Origin of the sequence: Gleimia hominis, assembly GCF_002871945.2 — a bacterium.
Classification (GTDB): domain Bacteria; phylum Actinomycetota; class Actinomycetes; order Actinomycetales; family Actinomycetaceae; genus Gleimia; species Gleimia hominis_A.
Window position 1 is genome coordinate 1,474,551 of the sequence record NZ_CP126963.1, and the last position, 19,402, is coordinate 1,493,952.

Annotated in this window: 24 protein-coding genes; 20 read left to right on the plus strand and 4 right to left on the minus strand. The window is 56.6% G+C overall.

What is annotated here, in order from left to right; genetic code table 11:
• The first annotated feature begins 87 nt into the window (after positions 1 to 87).
• Together CJ187_RS06510 and CJ187_RS06515 are read left to right on the plus strand one after the other, a co-directional pair.
• Positions 88 to 465 carry an HNH endonuclease gene (locus CJ187_RS06510; RefSeq protein ID WP_102216797.1) on the plus strand — a complete coding sequence of 126 codons (378 nt, stop codon included), beginning with the start codon at positions 88 to 90 and terminating at the stop codon, positions 463 to 465.
• Between the two features lie 404 nt (positions 466 to 869).
• On the plus strand, positions 870 to 3,359 hold the full coding sequence (locus CJ187_RS06515) for a glycoside hydrolase domain-containing protein (RefSeq protein ID WP_102216798.1): 2,490 nt from the start codon (positions 870 to 872) through the stop codon (positions 3,357 to 3,359).
• Here the strand turns inward: CJ187_RS06515 and CJ187_RS06520 are convergent.
• On the minus strand, positions 3,350 to 3,784 hold the full coding sequence (locus CJ187_RS06520) for a hypothetical protein (protein ID WP_227469326.1): 435 nt from the start codon (positions 3,782 to 3,784) through the stop codon (positions 3,350 to 3,352). The two genes, CJ187_RS06515 and CJ187_RS06520, sit on opposite strands and share 10 nt — an antisense overlap.
• Positions 3,785 to 4,040: 256 nt before the next feature.
• On the minus strand, positions 4,041 to 4,586 hold the full coding sequence (locus CJ187_RS06525) for a ClbS/DfsB family four-helix bundle protein (protein ID WP_102216799.1): 546 nt from the start codon (positions 4,584 to 4,586) through the stop codon (positions 4,041 to 4,043).
• Between the two features lie 40 nt (positions 4,587 to 4,626).
• Here CJ187_RS06525 and CJ187_RS06530 point away from each other — a divergent pair, with 40 nt between their 5' ends.
• The 8 genes from CJ187_RS06530 (at position 4,627) to CJ187_RS06565 (ending at position 12,015) form a co-directional block, all read left to right on the plus strand.
• Entirely contained in the window at positions 4,627 to 5,199 is a 573-nt protein-coding gene (locus CJ187_RS06530) for a P27 family phage terminase small subunit (protein ID WP_004007621.1), read from the plus strand.
• Between the two features lie 79 nt (positions 5,200 to 5,278).
• Positions 5,279 to 6,469, plus strand: a complete 1,191-nt coding sequence (gene metK / locus CJ187_RS06535; protein ID WP_004007620.1) for a methionine adenosyltransferase — start codon at positions 5,279 to 5,281, stop codon at positions 6,467 to 6,469.
• Positions 6,441 to 7,691 carry a site-specific DNA-methyltransferase gene (locus tag CJ187_RS06540; RefSeq protein WP_199171103.1) on the plus strand — a complete coding sequence of 417 codons (1,251 nt, stop codon included), beginning with the start codon at positions 6,441 to 6,443 and terminating at the stop codon, positions 7,689 to 7,691. Before metK ends, CJ187_RS06540 begins: the two co-directional genes overlap by 29 nt.
• Entirely contained in the window at positions 7,688 to 9,094 is a 1,407-nt protein-coding gene (locus CJ187_RS06545) for a DNA cytosine methyltransferase (protein WP_102216801.1), read from the plus strand. Before CJ187_RS06540 ends, CJ187_RS06545 begins: the two co-directional genes overlap by 4 nt.
• Positions 9,095 to 9,169: 75 nt before the next feature.
• Entirely contained in the window at positions 9,170 to 9,352 is a 183-nt protein-coding gene (locus CJ187_RS06550; RefSeq protein ID WP_227469325.1) for a cell division protein, read from the plus strand.
• Positions 9,349 to 9,999 carry a hypothetical protein gene (locus tag CJ187_RS06555; protein WP_004007616.1) on the plus strand — a complete coding sequence of 217 codons (651 nt, stop codon included), beginning with the start codon at positions 9,349 to 9,351 and terminating at the stop codon, positions 9,997 to 9,999. The genes CJ187_RS06550 and CJ187_RS06555 overlap by 4 nt, the downstream gene beginning before the upstream one ends.
• A 94-nt stretch (positions 10,000 to 10,093) precedes the next feature.
• Positions 10,094 to 10,381, plus strand: a complete 288-nt coding sequence (locus CJ187_RS06560; RefSeq protein WP_004007615.1) for a hypothetical protein — start codon at positions 10,094 to 10,096, stop codon at positions 10,379 to 10,381.
• Positions 10,382 to 10,410: 29 nt separating this feature from the next.
• Positions 10,411 to 12,015, plus strand: a complete 1,605-nt coding sequence (locus CJ187_RS06565) for a terminase large subunit (protein ID WP_102216802.1) — start codon at positions 10,411 to 10,413, stop codon at positions 12,013 to 12,015.
• On the opposite strand, the gene CJ187_RS06570 is transcribed toward CJ187_RS06565, so the two are convergent.
• On the minus strand, positions 12,012 to 12,551 hold the full coding sequence (locus tag CJ187_RS06570; protein WP_102216803.1) for a hypothetical protein: 540 nt from the start codon (positions 12,549 to 12,551) through the stop codon (positions 12,012 to 12,014). The genes CJ187_RS06565 and CJ187_RS06570 overlap by 4 nt on opposite strands.
• Before the next feature lie 48 nt (positions 12,552 to 12,599).
• On the opposite strand from CJ187_RS06570, the gene CJ187_RS06575 reads away from it, so the two are divergent.
• Genes CJ187_RS06575 through CJ187_RS06620 form a run of 10 tightly spaced genes read left to right on the plus strand, consistent with a single transcriptional unit; the run spans position 12,600 to position 18,739 of the window.
• Complete coding sequence (locus CJ187_RS06575; protein WP_102216804.1) at positions 12,600 to 13,901, plus strand: phage portal protein; 1,302 nt, start codon at positions 12,600 to 12,602, stop codon at positions 13,899 to 13,901.
• Complete coding sequence (locus tag CJ187_RS06580) at positions 13,898 to 14,785, plus strand: head maturation protease, ClpP-related (RefSeq protein ID WP_096882522.1); 888 nt, start codon at positions 13,898 to 13,900, stop codon at positions 14,783 to 14,785. The genes CJ187_RS06575 and CJ187_RS06580 overlap by 4 nt, the downstream gene beginning before the upstream one ends.
• A 14-nt stretch (positions 14,786 to 14,799) precedes the next feature.
• The gene (locus CJ187_RS06585) at positions 14,800 to 16,026 is read left to right on the plus strand and encodes a phage major capsid protein (RefSeq protein ID WP_096882523.1); all 1,227 of its coding nucleotides are present in this window, start codon (positions 14,800 to 14,802) and stop codon (positions 16,024 to 16,026) included.
• 21 nt (positions 16,027 to 16,047) lie between these two features.
• Entirely contained in the window at positions 16,048 to 16,365 is a 318-nt protein-coding gene (locus CJ187_RS06590; protein ID WP_102216805.1) for a head-tail connector protein, read from the plus strand.
• A gap of 4 nt (positions 16,366 to 16,369) precedes the next feature.
• A complete protein-coding gene (locus CJ187_RS06595; protein WP_102216806.1) occupies positions 16,370 to 16,708 on the plus strand; it encodes a phage head completion protein in 339 nt (112 codons plus the stop codon).
• Positions 16,701 to 17,138 carry an HK97-gp10 family putative phage morphogenesis protein gene (locus tag CJ187_RS06600; RefSeq protein ID WP_102216807.1) on the plus strand — a complete coding sequence of 146 codons (438 nt, stop codon included), beginning with the start codon at positions 16,701 to 16,703 and terminating at the stop codon, positions 17,136 to 17,138. The genes CJ187_RS06595 and CJ187_RS06600 overlap by 8 nt, the downstream gene beginning before the upstream one ends.
• Positions 17,135 to 17,479 carry a hypothetical protein gene (locus tag CJ187_RS06605; protein ID WP_096882527.1) on the plus strand — a complete coding sequence of 115 codons (345 nt, stop codon included), beginning with the start codon at positions 17,135 to 17,137 and terminating at the stop codon, positions 17,477 to 17,479. The genes CJ187_RS06600 and CJ187_RS06605 overlap by 4 nt, the downstream gene beginning before the upstream one ends.
• Positions 17,480 to 17,491: 12 nt before the next feature.
• A complete protein-coding gene (locus CJ187_RS06610; protein ID WP_096882528.1) occupies positions 17,492 to 18,100 on the plus strand; it encodes a major tail protein in 609 nt (202 codons plus the stop codon).
• Positions 18,101 to 18,119: 19 nt separating this feature from the next.
• The gene (locus CJ187_RS06615) at positions 18,120 to 18,545 is read left to right on the plus strand and encodes a hypothetical protein (protein ID WP_102216808.1); all 426 of its coding nucleotides are present in this window, start codon (positions 18,120 to 18,122) and stop codon (positions 18,543 to 18,545) included.
• A 44-nt stretch (positions 18,546 to 18,589) separates the two neighbouring features.
• Positions 18,590 to 18,739 (plus strand): hypothetical protein, encoded by a 150-nt coding sequence (locus tag CJ187_RS06620; protein ID WP_169740224.1) that lies wholly within the window; start codon positions 18,590 to 18,592, stop codon positions 18,737 to 18,739.
• Here the strand turns inward: CJ187_RS06620 and CJ187_RS06625 are convergent.
• Entirely contained in the window at positions 18,736 to 19,353 is a 618-nt protein-coding gene (locus tag CJ187_RS06625) for an alpha/beta fold hydrolase (RefSeq protein ID WP_102216809.1), read from the minus strand. The genes CJ187_RS06620 and CJ187_RS06625 overlap by 4 nt on opposite strands.
• Positions 19,354 to 19,402 lie beyond the last annotated feature (49 nt).

The following is a 19,402-nucleotide window of genomic DNA, read 5'->3' on the forward strand; positions in this document are numbered from 1 at the left end:
CATGTAAGTGGTTGAAAACTAGGAGAAACCCCAAGAACCCACACGGGAACTTGGGGCTTCACCACATCCAGGGGGAAGGAGCCAGCGATGCCGGTCAAACCAGCCTCCCCGTGCTCCCATCCTGGTTGCCCTGAGCTCACCCGTGAACGCTACTGCGAGGCCCACGCGAAGGCAGAAGACGCGCGCTACCGGAAGTATCAACGGGATCCGAAGATCAACCGCCGCTACGGCGCGCGGTGGCGTAAGATCCGTGCCGCCTACGTCGCCGCCCACCCGCTCTGCGAAGACTGCCTAGAGGCCGGATGCTACACACCCGTACAAGAGGTTCACCACATTCTCCCGCTCGAACACGGCGGCACCCACGACTTTGATAACCTCCGAAGCCTGTGCAAGCCCTGCCACTCGCGCCAGAGCGCGCTCGATGATGACCGATGGAGGCAACAACCTCGGGTCTACACCTACTAGATTTTTGAAAATCGCGACATAACCACTAAGCACTTCCCCACCCTAAAAATATTGACCTTGTTCCAGCGCCAAGTTACGGAACAAGTCGAGGATTCGGTTAGGGGTTGGGGCCGTCGAATCTCTCACGCCTTGGCACAGGTCAGCGGGCGGGGCCAACCGTGCGCAAAGTCCCCGAATCAAACAAGGTATTAACACTTCGGGCTTCGTCGGCAGTACCAGTGAGGGGTTAAATCCCGCTGAGTGTTGCTCGGTTTTCTTGCGCTTTGTCCGTCCGGATTTGGGTTTCCCAGGGACGTACAGGTGAGGGCAAAAACTCGGAGCTTCTCATCCGGTGTTCTGGATCCCTCTCTGGCAGGTGTTCGCCTGTCTTGAGTTAACAAACTGGTTTCTAAAAAGGAGGAATCATGACAGATCAAATGGTGCTAAAAACACAGCAATGGCTCAATCGCACCTATAGGAGCAAGGCTGGATTCGGTTCAGTCGTAGAGGACGGATATACCGGCTGGGGCACGGTCAACGCTTTGATTCGGGCCCTGCAAATCGAGCTGGGTATTACGACAACGGCGAACAATTTCGGACCGGGAACTATCAGTCGCTTCCAGTCTCGGTGGCCTAACGGCATCCACCAGCAGGATGACGGTGCGCAGGAGACTTCTAATGTGTACGGCATTATCCAAGGTGCTTTGTGGTGTAAGGGATATTCTGCTGGTGCCAGCGATATCACTACGCATTTCTATAGCGGAACTGGAAAGGCCATCAAACAGCTTAAGAGCGACATGGGCATTGGTGGAGATTCCACTGTGACGCTCGACGTCATGAAAGCGCTGTTGTCAATGCAGCAATTCGTCCTGCTTCGCTCTTATGGGGGCATTTCAGCGATTCGGCAAGCACAGCAACAAATCAATCAACAGTATCGCGCTTATACCGGAATCATCCCAACCGATGGACTCTACGGTCGGGAAATGAACACTGCTCTGATTCAGGTTTTGCAAGCCATTGAAGGATTTAGCCCTGCGGAAGCCACAGGTAATTTCGGCAATGGCACCAAAGCGCGTCTAACAATAGTTACACCCAGCAATGCGGCAAGTTTACCGAAGTGGGCTTGGCTAGCTCAGGTTGCTCTAGTGTGTAACCGGATTTCTCCCGATATCTATCCTTCTGCACAAACCGCACTGTCAACGTTCGTTCCGCAATTCCAAGCAAAGTATCAGCTCCCACGAAGCGGGGTGGTCGACTCGACTACATGGATGAGCCTGTTGACCTCGAAAGGTGATCCGAATCGCGCCTGCAAAGCATGCGATACACGCTTCGAGATTACGGCTGAGCGACTCAACCTACTTAAGGCGAACGGCTATGAGATTGTGGGGCGTTACCTGACTGAGCCGAATCAGGATTCAAAAGATCCGTCTGACTATTTCAAAGCAATTCGCCCCGGAGAACTTGAACGCATCACCAACGGAGGGATGAAGTTCTTCCCGATTTTCCAGGAGTACTCAACCAAGCTTCGACACTTCACGCGGGAAAACGGCGCTCGGCACGCGACGCTTGCAAGGCAAGCAGCCCAAAGACTTGGCATTCCGGGAACGTATATCTATTTCGCTGTTGATTTCGATGCGACCGACCCCGAGGTCACAAGTCACATTCTTCCGTATTTCCAGGGTGTGCGTGGAAGCCTGGGAGGCGGATACAAAGTGGGTATCTACGCCTCGCGTAACATTTGTAGCCGCATCATTAAAGCCGGCTACGCTGGAAGCGCGTTCGTCTCGGACATGTCTACAGGATTTTCTGGCAACCTTGGCTTCCCTATTCCTGATAGTTGGAACTATGATCAGTTCACTGAAATCAGTGACTACAAGGGTGCTGGTTTTGACCTAGACAGGGTCGCCTATTCAGGACAAGCAGCGGCAGTTGATCATGTTGCTCCTTCGAGTGCCGGTGGCGCTGCGCCCGACACCAGCATTGATTACACCAAGCTGGCTCCGATTGATCTGATCTGGCATTTAGAGAAACGCTTCGAAGAACTTCGTGCCAGTGGCAAGGTTGGAAAAGACTACGTTGCGGGTTCTCATGGTGCGGGAACGTGGATTGCCGTTCCGACTTGGCGTTGCATCCTCAACTATTTAGCAAAAGCCTACCTGCGTGACGGTGGTAGTGGATCTGCGGTGAATTGGTCCGTGTCTGCCGAAAGTTTCAGGAGTGCTGACGCGAGCGTACTCGAGAAGGACGCTGTAGGCAAGAAGATCATCGCTGCCTTGAATCGCTATATTGATAACACGTGGCGGCAATCCATGACTGACAAGACCGGAGAATCGGTTGATCTGGCGCATCTGGCGGCAACAACACTTGGATACACCAACTGGAATGTTATCCCTGATGCGTGGACTGGCTGGGCTGGAGATCTAGCCACAGCCATGGAGAATATTCAGAAAACGCTTGAGTGGAATCCCAGTGCGAACCTGGATCAGGTGGCCACAGCTCTAATCGGTCAAGGTAACGATTACCGTCAGCATCCTGGCTTGAAGGGGCTAGTACTTGACAAGAAAAACGACAAGGGAAAATGGGAATCGGTAGGAAACAACTGTAACCGTGACGATCTCTGCTGTGACGGAGATGCCATCGTTATCGCTAACACGCTAGAAAACGGCAACGACTCCAACGCTCATCTTCTGTCAGCAACATTGCGAGAGTACTACAACAATTCCAGCAAACTTGCCAACAGATTCAAGCAGATTGGCTGGAGCTTGGGGGCGAATAATTCCACTGAGGCATATCAGAAAATAAGTGAATATGCCGACTTGGATAGCGCCGTTTTAGGATGGTTCCTGGCTGGATACGTCAAGGAAGAGATTCGTTTGACAGCTTGCCGAAAGCTAGCTGAATTCATCTACCGATAATTGATTTGGTCTTTTCCTTGGTGTGGCGCTTGGGTAAAAACGCTAAACCCAAGCGCTACACCACCAGCAACAAGAGCGCCGATGGCGGGAACGGAAAACTGGCTCAGCAGTTGAGAAAAAGAATCACTATGAACTAACGAGCCGACACCATCGAGTGAAAAGAGAAAAGCTGAGAGTCCGATAAAGGCTCCTGCTGAAAGTTGCAACGCGCGGGCAGATTGAATACCGATGAAATGCTTATTAAAAAGCAGAAGAAGAATCGTGAAACACACATACATGAGTGGCATCAATAAGAAGACCACAAAAAATCTCTGATCCTGATCCTTGCACCGTAGAAAGATGGCGGCGAAAAGCCACGCGCCGACAAAATATGCCAGAGCGGATACAAGAAACACAGATATTTTTTTGATGACCAGTCCCTTCAACTTTTCGCTACACATTTTGATAAGGCAACGGCATCAGGAGTTGTATGCCCCAATAAGTTCTCATTCTACAAGAAGGGTTTCCCTGCATTGCTAAGGATAGCGCTGATCGGGCGGATGTCGCGTGAATGCGGGCACGAGGCCTAGTGCGTTGAACCCGACAGTCACGAAAAGGCGCACGGGAGCGCCTATACCAGAGGCTCCCGAGTATCTGTCTGTGGTGTACAGCGTGGTAAGAAGCTACTGGGGGGCGGCTTGGTTATGGGGTTGTTCTGGCGGCTTTCTGGTGGGCGCGCAGTTTCTTAATGGCCCACTCGTAGTGGCTGGGTGCTGCTGACACCAAGTAGGAGCCCAACGAGGTGGCTCCTGTCCACGAGAAGTGTTTCTTGGTGAACAGCTCCTCATCGGTGAAGCTTTCGATGAGCTCGATGATCTGCGAATGACTCGAGGCCAGCATCTCCTGTATGTCACCCAGTGGCGTGTCTTGGTATTTCTCCCAGATTTCCGTATTCAGTGCTGGCGTGGTTCGCCACGTGTGAGGAAACGGAAGAAACGGTCGAGGCTGACCCTGGCGGTTGGCGTCGACGAAGCCAAGCAACATGCGCTGCCACTCGTGCAGGTGGGCAAGGACGTCGCGCAGGTTTTTGTCCCGCGCCCAGTGGGCTTCTTTACCGATTTGAGTGATGCTGGGATCAAAATTCGTATGCTGATCGTCGGAACTCATGCCCTCAATGAGGCTGTCCAGTTTCGCATACTGCGCCTCGGCGGCATCCAATAGTTCAGTTTTCGTCTTCGGTCTCGGCACGCCACTAATTGTCTCACAGCAGGAAAGCAGATGAAAACCTATGGCGAAAGACGGAACGAACCGGGGTGGCCGCCGTGTGCGGGCAGGTGCGAAACCCGATCCGCTGAATGCGAAGCTCGCAGCTGGCCGCCCAGCCACGCGGCTTGATGATCCGCTGGGTGAGCCGTTTGACTTTGAAGGCTCAGATATCGGGGATGGTGCGGTGCTTGCTGGTGAGGTGATGCCGGAGCCTGCCGAGTATCTGTCGGAGATTCAGCGTGATGGTAAACCCCTCGGCGCTGACCTCGTCTACCGAGAAACATGGCAATGGCTCGATCAACGTGGCTGTTCCCAGTTCGTCGCACCGCGCTTGATCGAATCCTATGCGCAGGCGTTCGCGCGTTATGTGCAGTGTGAACAGGCGATCTCCAAGTTCGGCTTGCTCGGCAAACACCCAACCACAGGGGCTGCGATCGCATCCCCTTTCGTTGCTATGTCCCAGTCTTTCGGGAAGCAAGCGAACGTGTACTGGTACGAGATTTACGAGATAGTGCGCGCCACCTGCACCAGCGACTACTCAGGTTCGGCGCCGGGTGATGACGTGATGGAGCGCCTGCTGCAAGCCCGCTCCTAACACCCCTTTGATTCTCGTGTGCCTGCCCGAGATGGGTGGGCACTTTTCTATGTCCCGATTCTTTGGAAAGTGAGTGTGTATGTCTGTTACGAAGACTGCTGAGGCCGTGTGTATCGGCCATCCCGATAAGCTCTGTGATTTGATCGCTGACACGATCCTTGACGATATCCTCTACGAGGATCCTGCTGCCCGCGTTGCAGTAGAAGTGATGGCATCTGGCCGCAGGATCATTGTGACTGGCGAGATCACTTCGAAGGTTCGTCCGCGTATTCGTGAGTCGGTGCGTTACGCGCTGGTGAAGGCGGGTTATGTGCCGTGGAAGTTCCTCGTTTTCGTCTGGACACGCCGCCAATCCCCAGACATCAACGCAGGAGTTTCCAAGTCCTTGGAGGCTCGCTTCGGAGACACGAGTGAGTTTGCGTTGCAGGGCGCTGGCGATCAAGGCACCGTCTACGGATACGCCACCAACGAAACCCCGCAGCGTTTGCCATTGCCGCTCGTACTCTCGCATGAGATCTGTGGGCGTCTTGATGACGCCCGCAAGGACGGCACGATCAGCGGTATCAAGTCCGATGGTAAGGCGCAGGTGACGGTTCGCTACGACGCCGCCGGACAACCCGTAGCAGTCGAAACCGTGGTGGTGTCGATCCAACACGACGCTACGAAGACTCTGGACGAGCTTGCGGCTGAGGTCAAAACACTGATCGTCGCACCCGCGTGTAAGCCGTATCTGCCAATTAGCGCTGACACCGAGATTCTGGTGAATCCCTCGGGCTTGTTTACGGTGGGTGGTTCAAAGGCAGACACGGGGCTCACTGGTCGCAAGCTGATGGTCGACACTTACGGCGGTCTCGCCCCACATGGTGGTGGGGCGTTCTCGGGTAAGGACGCGTCCAAGGTTGACCGCTCGGGTGCGTATATGGCGCGTCTGATAGCCAAGACTATCGTCGACTCCGGTCTTGCGCAGGAATGCCAGGTCGCGATTTCCTATGCGATTGGGAAGGCTGATCCGGTCGCCTTCACCATCGACACGCTCGGCAGTGGTGAATACTCCGACAAGATCCTGACCGAGGCTGCGCGTGAGGTGTTTCCGCTACGCCCAGGAGCGATCATTGACGCTTTGGGGTTGCGAGCACCCGGCTACACCCGCTACTCGACCTACGGACACTTCGGCCATGCCGGTTTGCACTGGGAGAACTCGTTCGCTCACGTCGACGCATTAAAGAAGGCGGTGACCACACATGCTCATGAAACCAATGCCCATCAGTGAACTCAAGCCCGCTGACTACAATCCGCGTAAAGACCTCCAGCCTGGCGATGCCGAATACGAGAAGCTCAAGCGATCCTTGACCGAGTTCGGCTACGTCGAACCCGTCATCTGGAACTCCACCACTGGCAACATCGTCGGTGGACACCAGCGTTTGAAGGTGCTCGAAGATCTCGGCCACACGGACGTGGACGTGATCGTTGTTGAGCTCGATGAGACCCGCGAGAAAGCACTCAACATCGCGCTCAACAAGATCAGCGGCGAATGGGACAACGACAGACTTGCCCTCCTCATCGCCGACCTCGATGCTTCGGATTTCGATGCTGAACTCACCGGTTTCGACGACGCCGAAATCCAGCAGTTGATCGGCTCCTTGGATGAGAACGAGGTTGAGGACGACGACTTCGACCTTACCGCCGCACTCGAAGCATCCGCGTTCGTGGAGCGTGGGGATATCTGGACGCTTGGCCGTCACCGACTCGTGTGCGGCGACGCCACCAGCGTCGAGGACGTCGAGTTGTTGATGGATGGTAAACGTGCGAATCTTGTGTTGACTGATCCGCCATATAACGTCGCCTTCGAATCAGGATCCGGATTGTCCATCAAGAACGACAAGATGGATGGCGATAAGTTCTACGATTTCCTGCTATCAGCGTTTTCGAACATGGTGGGCGTGTGTGAGAAGGGCGCGTCCGCGTATGTGTTCCACGCTGACACTGAAGGCTTGAACTTCCGCCGCGCCTTCGTTGAGGCAGGCTTTTACCTGTCGGGCTGTTGTATTTGGGTTAAAGATTCCCTCGTATTGGGACGTTCCCCGTATCAGTGGCAGCACGAGCCGGTGCTATTCGGGTGGGTGAAGACGGGTAAGCACAAGTGGTACGCCGACCGGAAACAAACCACGATCTGGAACTTCGCCAAGCCCCGCCGTAATGCTGACCACCCGACCAGCAAGCCGCTGGATTTGTTGGCGTATCCGATCGGGAACTCCACGCAGGCCAACGCGATCGTGCTCGACACCTTCGCAGGCTCAGGCTCCACACTCATGGCAGCTGAGGCAACCGACCGCATCGCCTACTGCATGGAGCTTGATGAGAAATACGCGAGCGTTATTTTGCGCCGTTATGCCGAACATACAGGGGACGCTGCCGGGATTACTTGCCTGCGAGGCGGCAAAGAGTATGCGTATTTGGATTTGGTGCGCGATGTTAAGAGGGGTGAACCGTGAGTGAGTTGACGTTGGGTTCCTTGTTTGATGGCTCGGGTGGTTTCCCTCTCGCAGGTATTCAGGCGGGTATTCGTCCTGTGTGGGCGAGTGAAATCGAACCATTTCCGATTCTCGTTACGACCCGCCGCCTGCCGCAGCTCACTCATGTGGGTGATGTGACCGGGGTCAACGGGGCTGATGTTGATGCGGTGGATGTGATCACGTTTGGTTCTCCCTGCCAAGACCTATCCGTTGCAGGTAAACAAGCAGGCCTGGCGGGTGAACGCTCGGGTCTGTTCTTTCATGCTGTACGAATTATCGACCAGATGAGGAAAGCAACCCATGGAATGTTTCCACGCTACGCGATCTGGGAGAATGTCCCTGGCGCGTTCTCCTCACACAAAGGATCCGATTTCGCCACCGTCCTTACCACGCTCACGCGCATCGTCGACCCGAGCACGCCTGATATGCCTGTCCCTGAGGGTGGATGGCCGTACGCGGGATGTGTCATGGGTGAGGGATTCTCACTGGCATGGCGTGTACTCGATGCGCAACATTTCGGCCTCGCCCAACGACGCCGCCGCATCTACCTTGTCGCAGATTTTGCAGGCCGATCCGCACCCGAGATTCTTTTTGAGCCCGCGAGCTTGCCAAGGAATCCTGAATCGTGCGGCACGCAAGAACAAGACCATGCCCACACCCCTGAAGCAAGCCTTGGAGGCCGTAGCAGCTCGGTGATGTTGTTGGATCATCATCCGCAGGACTCGAGGTTGACCGTTAACTCCTCGGGGGTGGTGCAGACGCTGACTGCCCGGATGGGCAACTCACCCACCAACGTCCCCATCCTCCTCGACGCCCCAGAAGAACGCAGGGTGTTTGGCCTGAATTCGATCCACCAGTCCCGCAGCGGTGGCGGCCACTACGGCTACGAAGCGGAAGTGTCGAAAACCCTCGACTTGAAAGGCGGGGAGCCGACCTGCAATCAGGGCGGCATGGTCATCTTGGAGCCCGTCTATGCCGCATCCAAGGCCGACTATTTCACCCGCGTCACCAAGGATCAGGCAGGTGCGCTGCTGGCCACGGATTACACCGATCCGCCCATGGTCGCCAGCTCGTCGCTGTGCCCCAGGCGGTTGACGCCGGTCGAGTGTGCCCGGTTGCAGGGGTTTCCTGACGATTGGTGTGACGGTCTTGCTATCGAGGATCCGACAAGCGAGGACATCGAGTATTGGACGGGCATTTGGGCTACCTGGAACTTGGCGCGCGGCGTGAAACCACGAACCGCACGCCAAGTCACTACTTGGTTGGAGAATCCAACCAGTGATAGTGCCCAGTACAAGTTGTGGGGTAACGCGATCGCTTTGCCCGTTGCTCGCCACGTCCTTGAAAGACTGAAGAATTTTGCTCGCGCAGGGACTGGATAAGCACTCGCACCTATGGCTGTATGTACATGACCAAACAAACCCCGACAAGGGGGAAACATGAGATGGAGGATGGTCATGAGTGATCTACATATCGAGATCAGCGAGATGCTGGAGGCAGGCATCAACATCTGGGACATTGAAGAAGCCCTCGACATTGCACGAAAGTGGAACTTCTCCCTGGTTGCCGGTGCGATCGAACACGACCCGCATGGCTATCTGCGACTGGTTGATTCTTGGTTTGAACAGGTGACCCGATGACCACGATCGAGTTTACCCCGAACAAGGCTGGGCGTAAGAAACTCGCCGAAGTCATCGCGGAACATCTTGGCGTGAAAGCCAGGTATGCTGGCATGCCCACCTTTGACTATCTGATTGGTGAGGCGCGGTTGGATCGGGACTGGGTGCTCCACCTCCCAGACAACGCAGACGGCGACGCGATAACCGACGCCGCGAGCGCGGCCGGGTTTGCGCCTGCGGGTGAGGTTTACGGACTCACGCTCACATTCCCCACGACCAGGTGGGACGAGGCCACAGGCGCGAAGCTCGACGCCCTGCTCGCCTCCAAGGGAGCACTCATCGCTAAGGCACTGGTTATTCCTGCTACGCCCATGGCGATCGATGAGGCGGAAGGGACCGTTGAGTTTGCCTGGTTTGACCAGCTCCCAGATGCGGAGGTGATTGAAGCGGTCAGCGTGCTGATTCAGCTCATGATCGAGCACGCGAAAACCGCCACGAGAGTCTCCGCGAAGCCTGCCAAGACAGGTGGAAATGACAAGTATGCGATGCGCTGCTGGTTGCTGCGCCTGGGCATGATCGGCGACAACTACAAGCACGTGCGCCGAGTCCTGCTAGCGAATCTGGAAGGCAACGCAGCATGGAAAACCCTGCCCAAATCCGACCACTGAGTTCCTTGCGGAGAACCGGCGAAAAGCGACTGGATAACCGCGCACACCTATGGCTGTATGTACATGATCGAACAAGAAATAAAGGAGCGAGGTCATGAATACCAGCAAGGTCACGATGGAGCAGCTGCAGATCGCGACCGACAGCTACGGCACGGTTATCGCCTACGGAGACTTCGTCCTCGCCTCGGCATACCGGCACCTGGGCAAAGGCCGGATCGGAAACGACGCCCGCGTCTACAAACTCGCCGAGCAGCCCATCCCTGGCTGGGGATCGGACGCCCGCAGTTTCATTGAATGCGAACTCGCCCTGGTTGCTGAGGCTGAGGAACTGTTCGAAGACGCCGGCCACGCCATCGCCTGGGCGCTTGCCCACACCAACTAACCAGCACAGGAAGGAGCCTGAAGGGCGTGATGCGCACTCTCGACACCTACACGCCGACCCGGTTCATGGCCGAAGGCTCCACCTATGACAAGCGGAAGGCCGACTTCGCGGTCGCGTTCATCCAAGCCCTCAAGCACACCAAAGGGCGCTGGGCGGGCAAGCCGTTCCATCTCATCGACTGGCAGGAACAAATCATCCGTGACTTGTTCGGCACGGTCAAAGAAGACGGCTACCGCCAGTTCACCACCGCCTACGTCGAGATACCCAAGAAGCAGGGCAAATCAGAGCTCGCGGCCGCTGTCGCTCTGCTACTGACGTGCGGGGACGGTGAGGAGCGTGCCGAAGTGTACGGGTGCGCGGCGGATCGTCAGCAAGCGAGCATCGTGTTCGAAGTCGCCGCAGACATGGTGCGCATGAGCCCCGCCTTGTCCAAGCGGGTGAAGATCCTGCGCTCCCAGAAGCGCATCGTCTACAAGCCCACCAACTCCTTCTACCAAGTCCTCTCAGCAGAGGCGTATTCGAAGCATGGGTTCAACATTTCCGGGGTCGTGTTCGACGAGCTGCACACCCAACCCAACCGTGCCTTGTTCGATGTCATGACGAAAGGTTCAGGCGATGCCCGCACCCAGCCCCTGTACTTCCTGATCACCACCGCTGGCACCGACACACATTCGATCTGCTACGAGCAGCACGAGAAAGCCCTCGATGTGCTGGCCGGCAAGAAGGTTGATCCGACGTTCTACCCGGTCATTTACGGCGCGGACCGCGAGGATGACTGGACCGACGAGGCCGTGTGGGCGAAAGCCAACCCTTCGCTGGGGATCACGGTGCCGATTGAGAAGGTTCGCCAAGCCTGCAACTCGGCCAGGCAGAATCCGGCTGAGGAGAACACGTTCCGGCAGCTGCGCCTGAACCAGTGGGTGAAGCAGTCAGTGCGGTGGATGCCCATGCACGTGTGGAACAACAACTCGGCTCCCGTAGACCTGTCCGATCTGGAAGGCCGGGTCTGTTACGGCGGCCTCGACCTCGCGAGCACGACGGACATCACCGCGTTCGTCCTCGTCTTCCCACCCCAGACCGGTGATGAGCCGTATGTGATCGCACCCTGGTTTTGGATCCCCGAAGACAACCTCAAACTGCGGGTGGCTCGTGACCACGTGCCCTACGACCTCTGGCACCAGCAAGGCTTCCTGCAGACCACCGAGGGCAACGTCGTCCACTACGGCGCAATCGAAACCTTCATCGAAACCCTTGGTGAGCGGTTTGATATTCGGGAGATTGCTTTCGACCGGTGGGGCGCAGTCCAAATGAGCCAAAACCTCGAAGGACTCGGCTTCACCGTCGTTCCCTTCGGGCAGGGTTTCAAAGACATGAGCCCGCCGTCGAAGGAGCTGATGAAGCTCGCGCTGGAGGGCAGGTTGGCGCATGGCGGACATCCGGTACTGTCGTGGATGGTCGATAACATTCACGTGCGTACCGACCCAGCAGGAAACATCAAACCCGACAAGCAAAAGAGCACCGAGAAGATCGACGGCGTGGTCGCCACCATCATGGCGTTGGATCGCGCCATTCGAAACGGCACCGGACATGTGAGCGGCAGCGTTTATGACGAGCGCGGATTATTCGTTATTTAGGCGTGACAGCATCGCGTTCGGATTATCTGCTCGAGATTATGAAGTTTGATTTCATCCAGCGGGAGGTCAATATCCGTATGGAACTGATCGTTGAGAACTGCGTTCTTAACCCACTTATCGGCCTCGAGGTTGCATGTCGCGAATTTTGAACGCGCACCTGGTCGAAGCTTCGGATGCGGAGCATCGCAAAAAGGAATAACGCCTAAACGATCAAACAGGGCATGCACATTTCTCGATGTATTTTTTAACTTGCCATCCTCCTCTTCCCATTCCCAGTCAAGTACTTGCAGTGTGACGAGAACCTGGATTGAAGGATCGCTGAGTGACGTTCCTTCTACCCACATCCAGTTTCTTAGGTCTAGTTGTGGGCGAATGCGCGTTGATCTCTTTGGGTAGGAGAAAGGACCTTCTCCGGCTTGAGGGCCGTCGACTACTTCGAAATTCATGGATCGAAGCAAGTTACGGATTTTCTCGCGTTCAACGAGACGCGCTTTTCGATAGGCCTCTTTTGCTTGTTGGAACGAACTCTCGGTCATCGCTATCTCCTCCTTCTCTTACCGATTCTCTCATTGAAAGGTATGCACATGGGTTTTCTGAATTGGTTGCGTGGCGACACTGCCCGCTCCGTTGACGATAACGCGATCAGCTCTGGTTATAGCTTTTTCTTTGGGGCGACGTCTTCTGGGCGTCCGGTGACGGAACGCTCGGCGATGCAGATGACTGCGGTGTATTCGTGTGTGCGGATTTTGGCTGAAGCTATCGCGGGCCTGCCGTTGCATGTCTATCAGCAAGACGCTGATGGCGCGAAGGTGAAGGCGTTCGATCATCCGTTGTATCGGTTGCTGCATGATGAGCCGAATCCAGAGATGACGAGCTTCGTGTTCCGCGAAACGTTGATGACCCACCTACTGCTCTGGGGTAATGCGTTTGCTCAGGTGATCCGTAACGGCCGCGACGAGGTCATCGGCCTGTATCCGCTCATGCCCAACCGCATGACCGTCGGACGCGACGAAGCCGGGCGTTTGTATTACGAGTATCAGCGCACATGGGACGAACCAACAGGAAGATACGAGACCATCACGTTGGCCGCGCGCGATGTCCTCCATATTCCCGGCCTGGGCTTTGACGGCCTGGTTGGTTATAGCCCGATTGCGATGGCGAAAAACGCCATCGGCCTCGCCCAAGCAACAGAAGACTACGGCGCATCGTTTTTTGCTAACGGTGCTGCTCCTGGTGGGGTGTTGGAGCATCCGGGCACGATCAAAGACCCCGCCAGAGTTAGGGAGTCCTGGCAGGCAACGTTCGGCGGCGCACGGAACGGCAACAAGATCGCGGTACTGGAAGAGGGCATGAAATACACGCCCATCTCCGTCAGCCCAGAACAAGCTCAATTCCTTGAAACGAGGAAGTTTCAGATCAACGAGATCGCCCGCATTTTCCGTATTCCGCCGCACATGATCGGCGACCTCGAAAAATCCTCGTTTTCCAATATTGAGCAGCAGTCGTTGGAGTTTGTGAAGTACACGCTTGATCCGTGGGTGATCCGCTTCGAACAAGCCATCACCAAAACCCTGCTCAGCCCGCGCGAGAAGCCGCAGATCTATGTGAAGTTCAACCTCGAAGGCTTGCTGCGTGGGGATTACGAATCCCGAATGAATGGGTATGCGGTGGCCCGGCAGAACGGGTGGATGAGCGCCAACGATATCCGCGAACTAGAAAACCTCGACAAGATCCCTGCCGAAGCTGGCGGCGACCTCTACCTAGTCAACGGCAATATGCTCCCGCTCGGTCTCGCAGGGGCATACGCGCAGACAACCGAGTCTGAACCAGAGCCTGAACCGGCTGAGGAACCTATGAGTGAATCTTCTGTAAGGAGGAGGATATGAGACGTTTTTGGAACTGGCTCACACCCGAGCCACACAACACTGACCCGGACGCAAGTAGTGTCCGGGTTTTGCGTATTAGCGGCACAATCGCTGAAGAATCCTGGTTCGATGATGACATCACACCCGCCATCTTCGCAGCCGAACTCAACGCGGGTAGCGGGCCGGTGACGATCTGGCTCAACAGCCCGGGTGGTGATGTTGTGGCTGCGGCGCAGATCTACAACATGCTCATCGACTACCCAGGCGAGGTGACCGTCAATATCGACGGTATCGCCGCATCGGCCGCGTCCGTGATTGCAATGGCCGCATCCACCGTGGCTATGAGTCCGGTTTCGATGCTCATGATTCATAACCCAGCGACGATGGCGGTTGGCGATAAGGACGAACTCGCACGTGCGATGAGCATGCTTGATTCGGTCAAAGACTCGATCCTGAATGCCTACCAGGAAAAGACGAACCTGAGCCGGGCGAAGCTGTCCAAGCTCATGGATGCCGAGACGTGGATGGATGCCCGTGCCGCGATTGACATGGGTTTCGCCGACGAACTCCTCACCGGCCAGCGCAACCCCGCCTTCGCGGTCGAACCCAAGAAGCCCGACGATGACCCGGATGACGACCCAGATGATGAGGACGAGGTCGACTCTCCAGACGATCCAGACGAAGACGACGATGAGGAGCTGAAGCGGCAGGTGTTCCCACCCAAGAACGTGGGACAAGGCACGGTGTTTTCACGCCGAGCAGCCGAGCAAAAACTCGTCGCACACCTGACCGCCACATCACCGCCGAAGCCGGTGCGACCACCACACCCCACCGCTACTCCCGCCGTGCCTGTTGGTCGGCGGGTTCTTGATTTGTACGCCGAACTAGCTAACCAACCCCACTGAAAGGACCAACACTCATGTCTACTTCACTTTCTGTTTCTGACCTTCGTACCAAGCGCGCAGATGTTTGGGAGAAGGCGAAGGCCTTCCTCGATGAGCGCCGCGATGCTACATCGGGCTGCTTGTCGGCTGAAGATGATCAGGCTTACGCGAAGATGGAAGCCGAGATCGATTGTCTCACCAATGAAATCGCCCGTTCCGAACGTGCACTGCGCCGCGACGCCGACCTCGCCAAGGCAACCAACACGCCGCTGACCTCAATGCCAGGCATGAACCCTGATGATGAAGCCAAGCCGACTGCACCTCGAGCAACCGCCTCGTATAAGCGGGCGTTTTGGGATGCGATGCGACTGAACATTTCACCGATGGAAGTACGCAACGCACTGTCCGAGGGCGTCGATACCGAGGGCGGCTATCTGGTGCCTGACGAGTTTGAACGCACGCTGATCTCCTCACTGGAAGATCAGAACATCATGCGCTCCTTGGCGAAGGTCATTCAAACCACCAGCGGGGATCGGAAGATCCCGGTCGTCTCCACGCATGGTACTGCTGGGTGGCTCGATGAAGGCAAGCCATATACAGAGTCAGATGAAGCCTTCACGCAGGTGACGCTGAGCGCGTTTAAGCTCGGCACCTTCCTCAAAATTTCAGAGGAACTCTTGAACGATAGCGCGTTTAATGTCGAGCAGTACCTGGCGGCGGAGTTTGCTCGCCGTATCGGCGCTGCCGAAGAAGAAGCCTTCCTCACCGGGGACGGAAAGGGCAAGCCCACCGGTATTTTCGCAGCCACTGGTGGTGGTGAGAAGGCACTGACTACGGGCAAGGCGAGCGATATTACGGCTGATGAACTCATCGATCTGCACTACGGTTTGCGCGGCCCGTATCGGAAGAACGCGGTATGGCTGATGAACGACTCGACCGTGAAAACCATCCGCAAGCTCAAGGACGGCAACGGCCAGTATCTGTGGCAGCCAGCCCTGACCACAGGAACCCCAGACCTTGTCCTTGGCCGCCCCGTCCACACGAGCACCTTCGTGCCGGAAATCAAGGCTGGTGCGTCCACGGTTGCTTTCGGTGACTTGTCGTATTACTGGATCGCCGACCGCCAGGGACGCTCGTTTAAGCGGCTGAACGAGTTGTTCGCCACCACCGGGCAGGTCGGATTCCTCGCCTCGCAGCGACTGGACGGCAAGCTCGTCCTACCCGAAGCGATCAAAGTTCTGACCCAAAAGACTGGAGCCTAAACAGATAAGGAGGTGGCCGCAATGACCACAACAGAGCTTACCTCGCAGGTGAAGGCGAACCTGCTCATCACCTTCGACGATGACGACAAGCTGCTTGTCGCATTGGTGAATGCGGCCACCTCCTACGCATGTTCTTTCCAGCACCTGCCCGAAAACCACTACGAGACACACGACATGTCTGGGGCAACCAGGCAGGGCGTTGTCATGCTCGCCTCGCATTTCTACGAGTCGCGTGATGGTTCCACGGCAGGGTTCTGGGCAGATAAACCGGATGCCGCTAAAGCGGTGTGGAGCGCGGTGAACAATCTGCTGCGTCTGGATCGGGATTGGAAGGTGTAGACCAATGGCTTCTTTGGGATCCATGCGCACCACGATCGACCTCATCATCCCGGTCGTCGTCCGCGATAAGGCGGGGTTCACCACCACACGCGATGAAGTGAAGGCGACGGCGCGGGCGCAGATCGAGGTGCGGCACGCATCGAGCGCGTGGGTGAACCGGGCAGCGTACTCACAGGCCGACGTTCTCTTCCGCATCCGCACCATCCCCGGACTATCCGTGACCACTGATATGCAGATCAGCGGACCCGAGGGCAGGTATGTGATCGACGCCGTCGAAGTCATCGGCCGCTACGTCGAGATTCTCGCCCACCAGACCACGCCCGAAGGAGAGCCCCGTGGCTAGAGTTCAGATTCGCTTGCCAAACGCGTTCATTGATTCCCTTGATGCTGCCAGCCGCGTGCTGGAAACCTCGGCTGATGAGGTGTTGGAGGCGGGGGCTGCGGTGGTTGAGCCGCGTATGCGAGCAAACCTCACCGGCGCGATCGGACGCGCCACCAAGAATCCCTCGCGTTCAACAGGACAGCTTCTCGCTGCGCTTGGTACGACCTCGGTGAAAGTAAACAGCCGAGGCGATCACAACATTAAGGTTGGCTTCGCTGAGAACCGCCGCGACGGCAGAGCGAATGCGTTGATCGCCAACGTCCTCGAACACGGCCGATCCAACCAACCTGCGCGCCCGTTTCTTGCACCCACACGGTCGCAAACACGGCGTGGTGCAATCGAGGCCATGAAAACGGCGTTGACGGCGCGGATTGAGCAGGTCAAACCATGACCGCACTCCTCGAACAACTCACGACGATCGCTGACGAGCTTGGTTTGCCGTTCGAAGTCAGCCTCTACACGACGACGCCAGCGTCGCAGACGTATCTGGTGGCAACCCCGCTGACGGACGTGTTGGACGTGTTCGCAGACAATCAACCCAGTATCGAGGTTGAGGAAGTTCGCCTCGCACTTTTCACGAAATCTAACTATCTCGACCTGCGTAACCGCATTACCCGCGCCCTGCTCGACGCCGGTTTAACGATTACTGGCCGTACGTATGTCGGCTTTGAAGCTGATACCGGATTTCACCATTACGCGATAGACGTCGCAACCCACCACATCTACAGATAAGGAGAATTTCTCATGGCAACTATTGGTTTAGACAAGCTCTACTACGCCACGATCACCGAAAACCCCGATACGGGTGAGGAAACCTACGCCAAACCCAAACCGCTGGCCAAAGCTATCTCCGCTGAACTCTCCGTCGAGGTGGCTGAAGCGATCCTGTATGCCGATGACGGCCCTTCCGAGATCGTCAAGGAATTCAAATCCGGAACCCTCACTTTGGGGATTGATGATCTGGGTGGTGAAGCAGCCGCCGCCTTGACTGGCGCGAGCGTGGATTCTAACGGGGTGCTCATCTCAGCCTCCGAGGACGGTGGGTCTCCAGTGGCGATAGGTTTCCGAGCCGCACGAAGCAATGGGAAGTATCAGTATTTCTGGCTGTACCGTGTCAAGTTCGCCCTGCCAACAGAAACGCTGGCCACCAAGGCTGACTCGATCACGTTCTCCACCCCGAGCATTGAGGGCACGATTCTGCGCCGCAACAAGCCGGATACAAAGGGGCGTCATCCGTGGAAGGCCGAAGTCACCGAAGGCAGCACCGGGGTCAAGCCCGAGACGATCACGAACTGGTATGCGCAAGTCTATGAACCCGCCACCACCAGCGCGAAACCCGCATCCAACAGCTAGCCCGAGAGGACTGAAAGCCATGAGCAAGAAAACCAGCAACGCTAAGGCTGCAAGCACGGTGGAGTCTGGCCGGTCAGCGACTGTGCTGATTGGTGGGGAGCCGTTCGAATTGGTGCTCACCACCCGCGCCACCCGGCTCATCGCCGAACGCTACGGCGGACTTGAGCACCTCGGCGAGGCCCTCGAAACCTCTGATGATCTGGGTAAAACGCTCGGTGAGGTGATTTGGCTGATCACGCTGCTAGCCAACCAGTCAGTCCAGATCCACAATCACCGCCACCCAGACGGCAAGCGCCCAGAGCTGAGCGTGGATGAGGTTGAACTACTCACTGTGCCTGCTGATCTGGCGGACTATCGTGGCGCGATCGCCGAAGCCCTCCAACGAGGCACACGCCGAGACATCCTGACCGAGCCAGTCCCAAAAGCACCAGCAGTGGACGCGTAGTCGACAACGATCAGGCTGTGTTCACGCGGCTGGCGTATATCGGAATGGCCCATCTCCACCTATCGCGGGTGGAGGTGGGCTTAACCGTGTTCGGGGAACTCTTGGATCTGGTCGACTGCTGGCGACTCGAAACCGGCAGAGCCCAACCCTTACGTCAATGGTTCATCGACGACGTGATTCCTGCCGGGATTTAGATACTGTTCCAGTGGGCTTTTAGTTCGTGAGCGAATTGCGTGGGCATTGATTGATGCCACTGATGACCCGCGTCTGGCACAACGATGAGGCGGGCTGGTGGGATCTGTTGGCTGATGGTGCGGGCGGCAGGAAGATTCGCACGGTCTTTCGAGCCGCACGCAATCGTCGTTGGAACCGCGATATTTCCAAGCTCTGGCTCAAAATCAATGGCTGATATTTGACGCAGGATTTCCAGCAACTGTTGCTTGGAAATCTGTGGTGGGCACACGAGACGCTCAGGCAAGACTCGCATGAGAACGCTTTGAATGCACATCAATACTTTAGGAGGGCGCGCCTGCGGAGCTGAAAGAAACAGGGAGCGAACCATGTGCGGGTGCCGTATAGCCAGATCAAGACCCATCACCGCACCAAGAGATAATCCAACCACGTCGACTGGATCATTCAGTGATGCGGCGAGTTCGTCCGTGCGCTCATGTAACGACCATGGCATTCCTGATGGCTGACCGAAAACAGTGGGCGTGAGCGCGTCAATGCTCTCGAACTCGTTGATGACACCATTCCAGGCTTGCGGGGTCTCACCAAGTCCGTGGAGGAAAAGCACCGGAATGCTCATCGCTGCAAACCACGAGTGGCAAGATGCCACGCTACAAGCCCGATCGCAC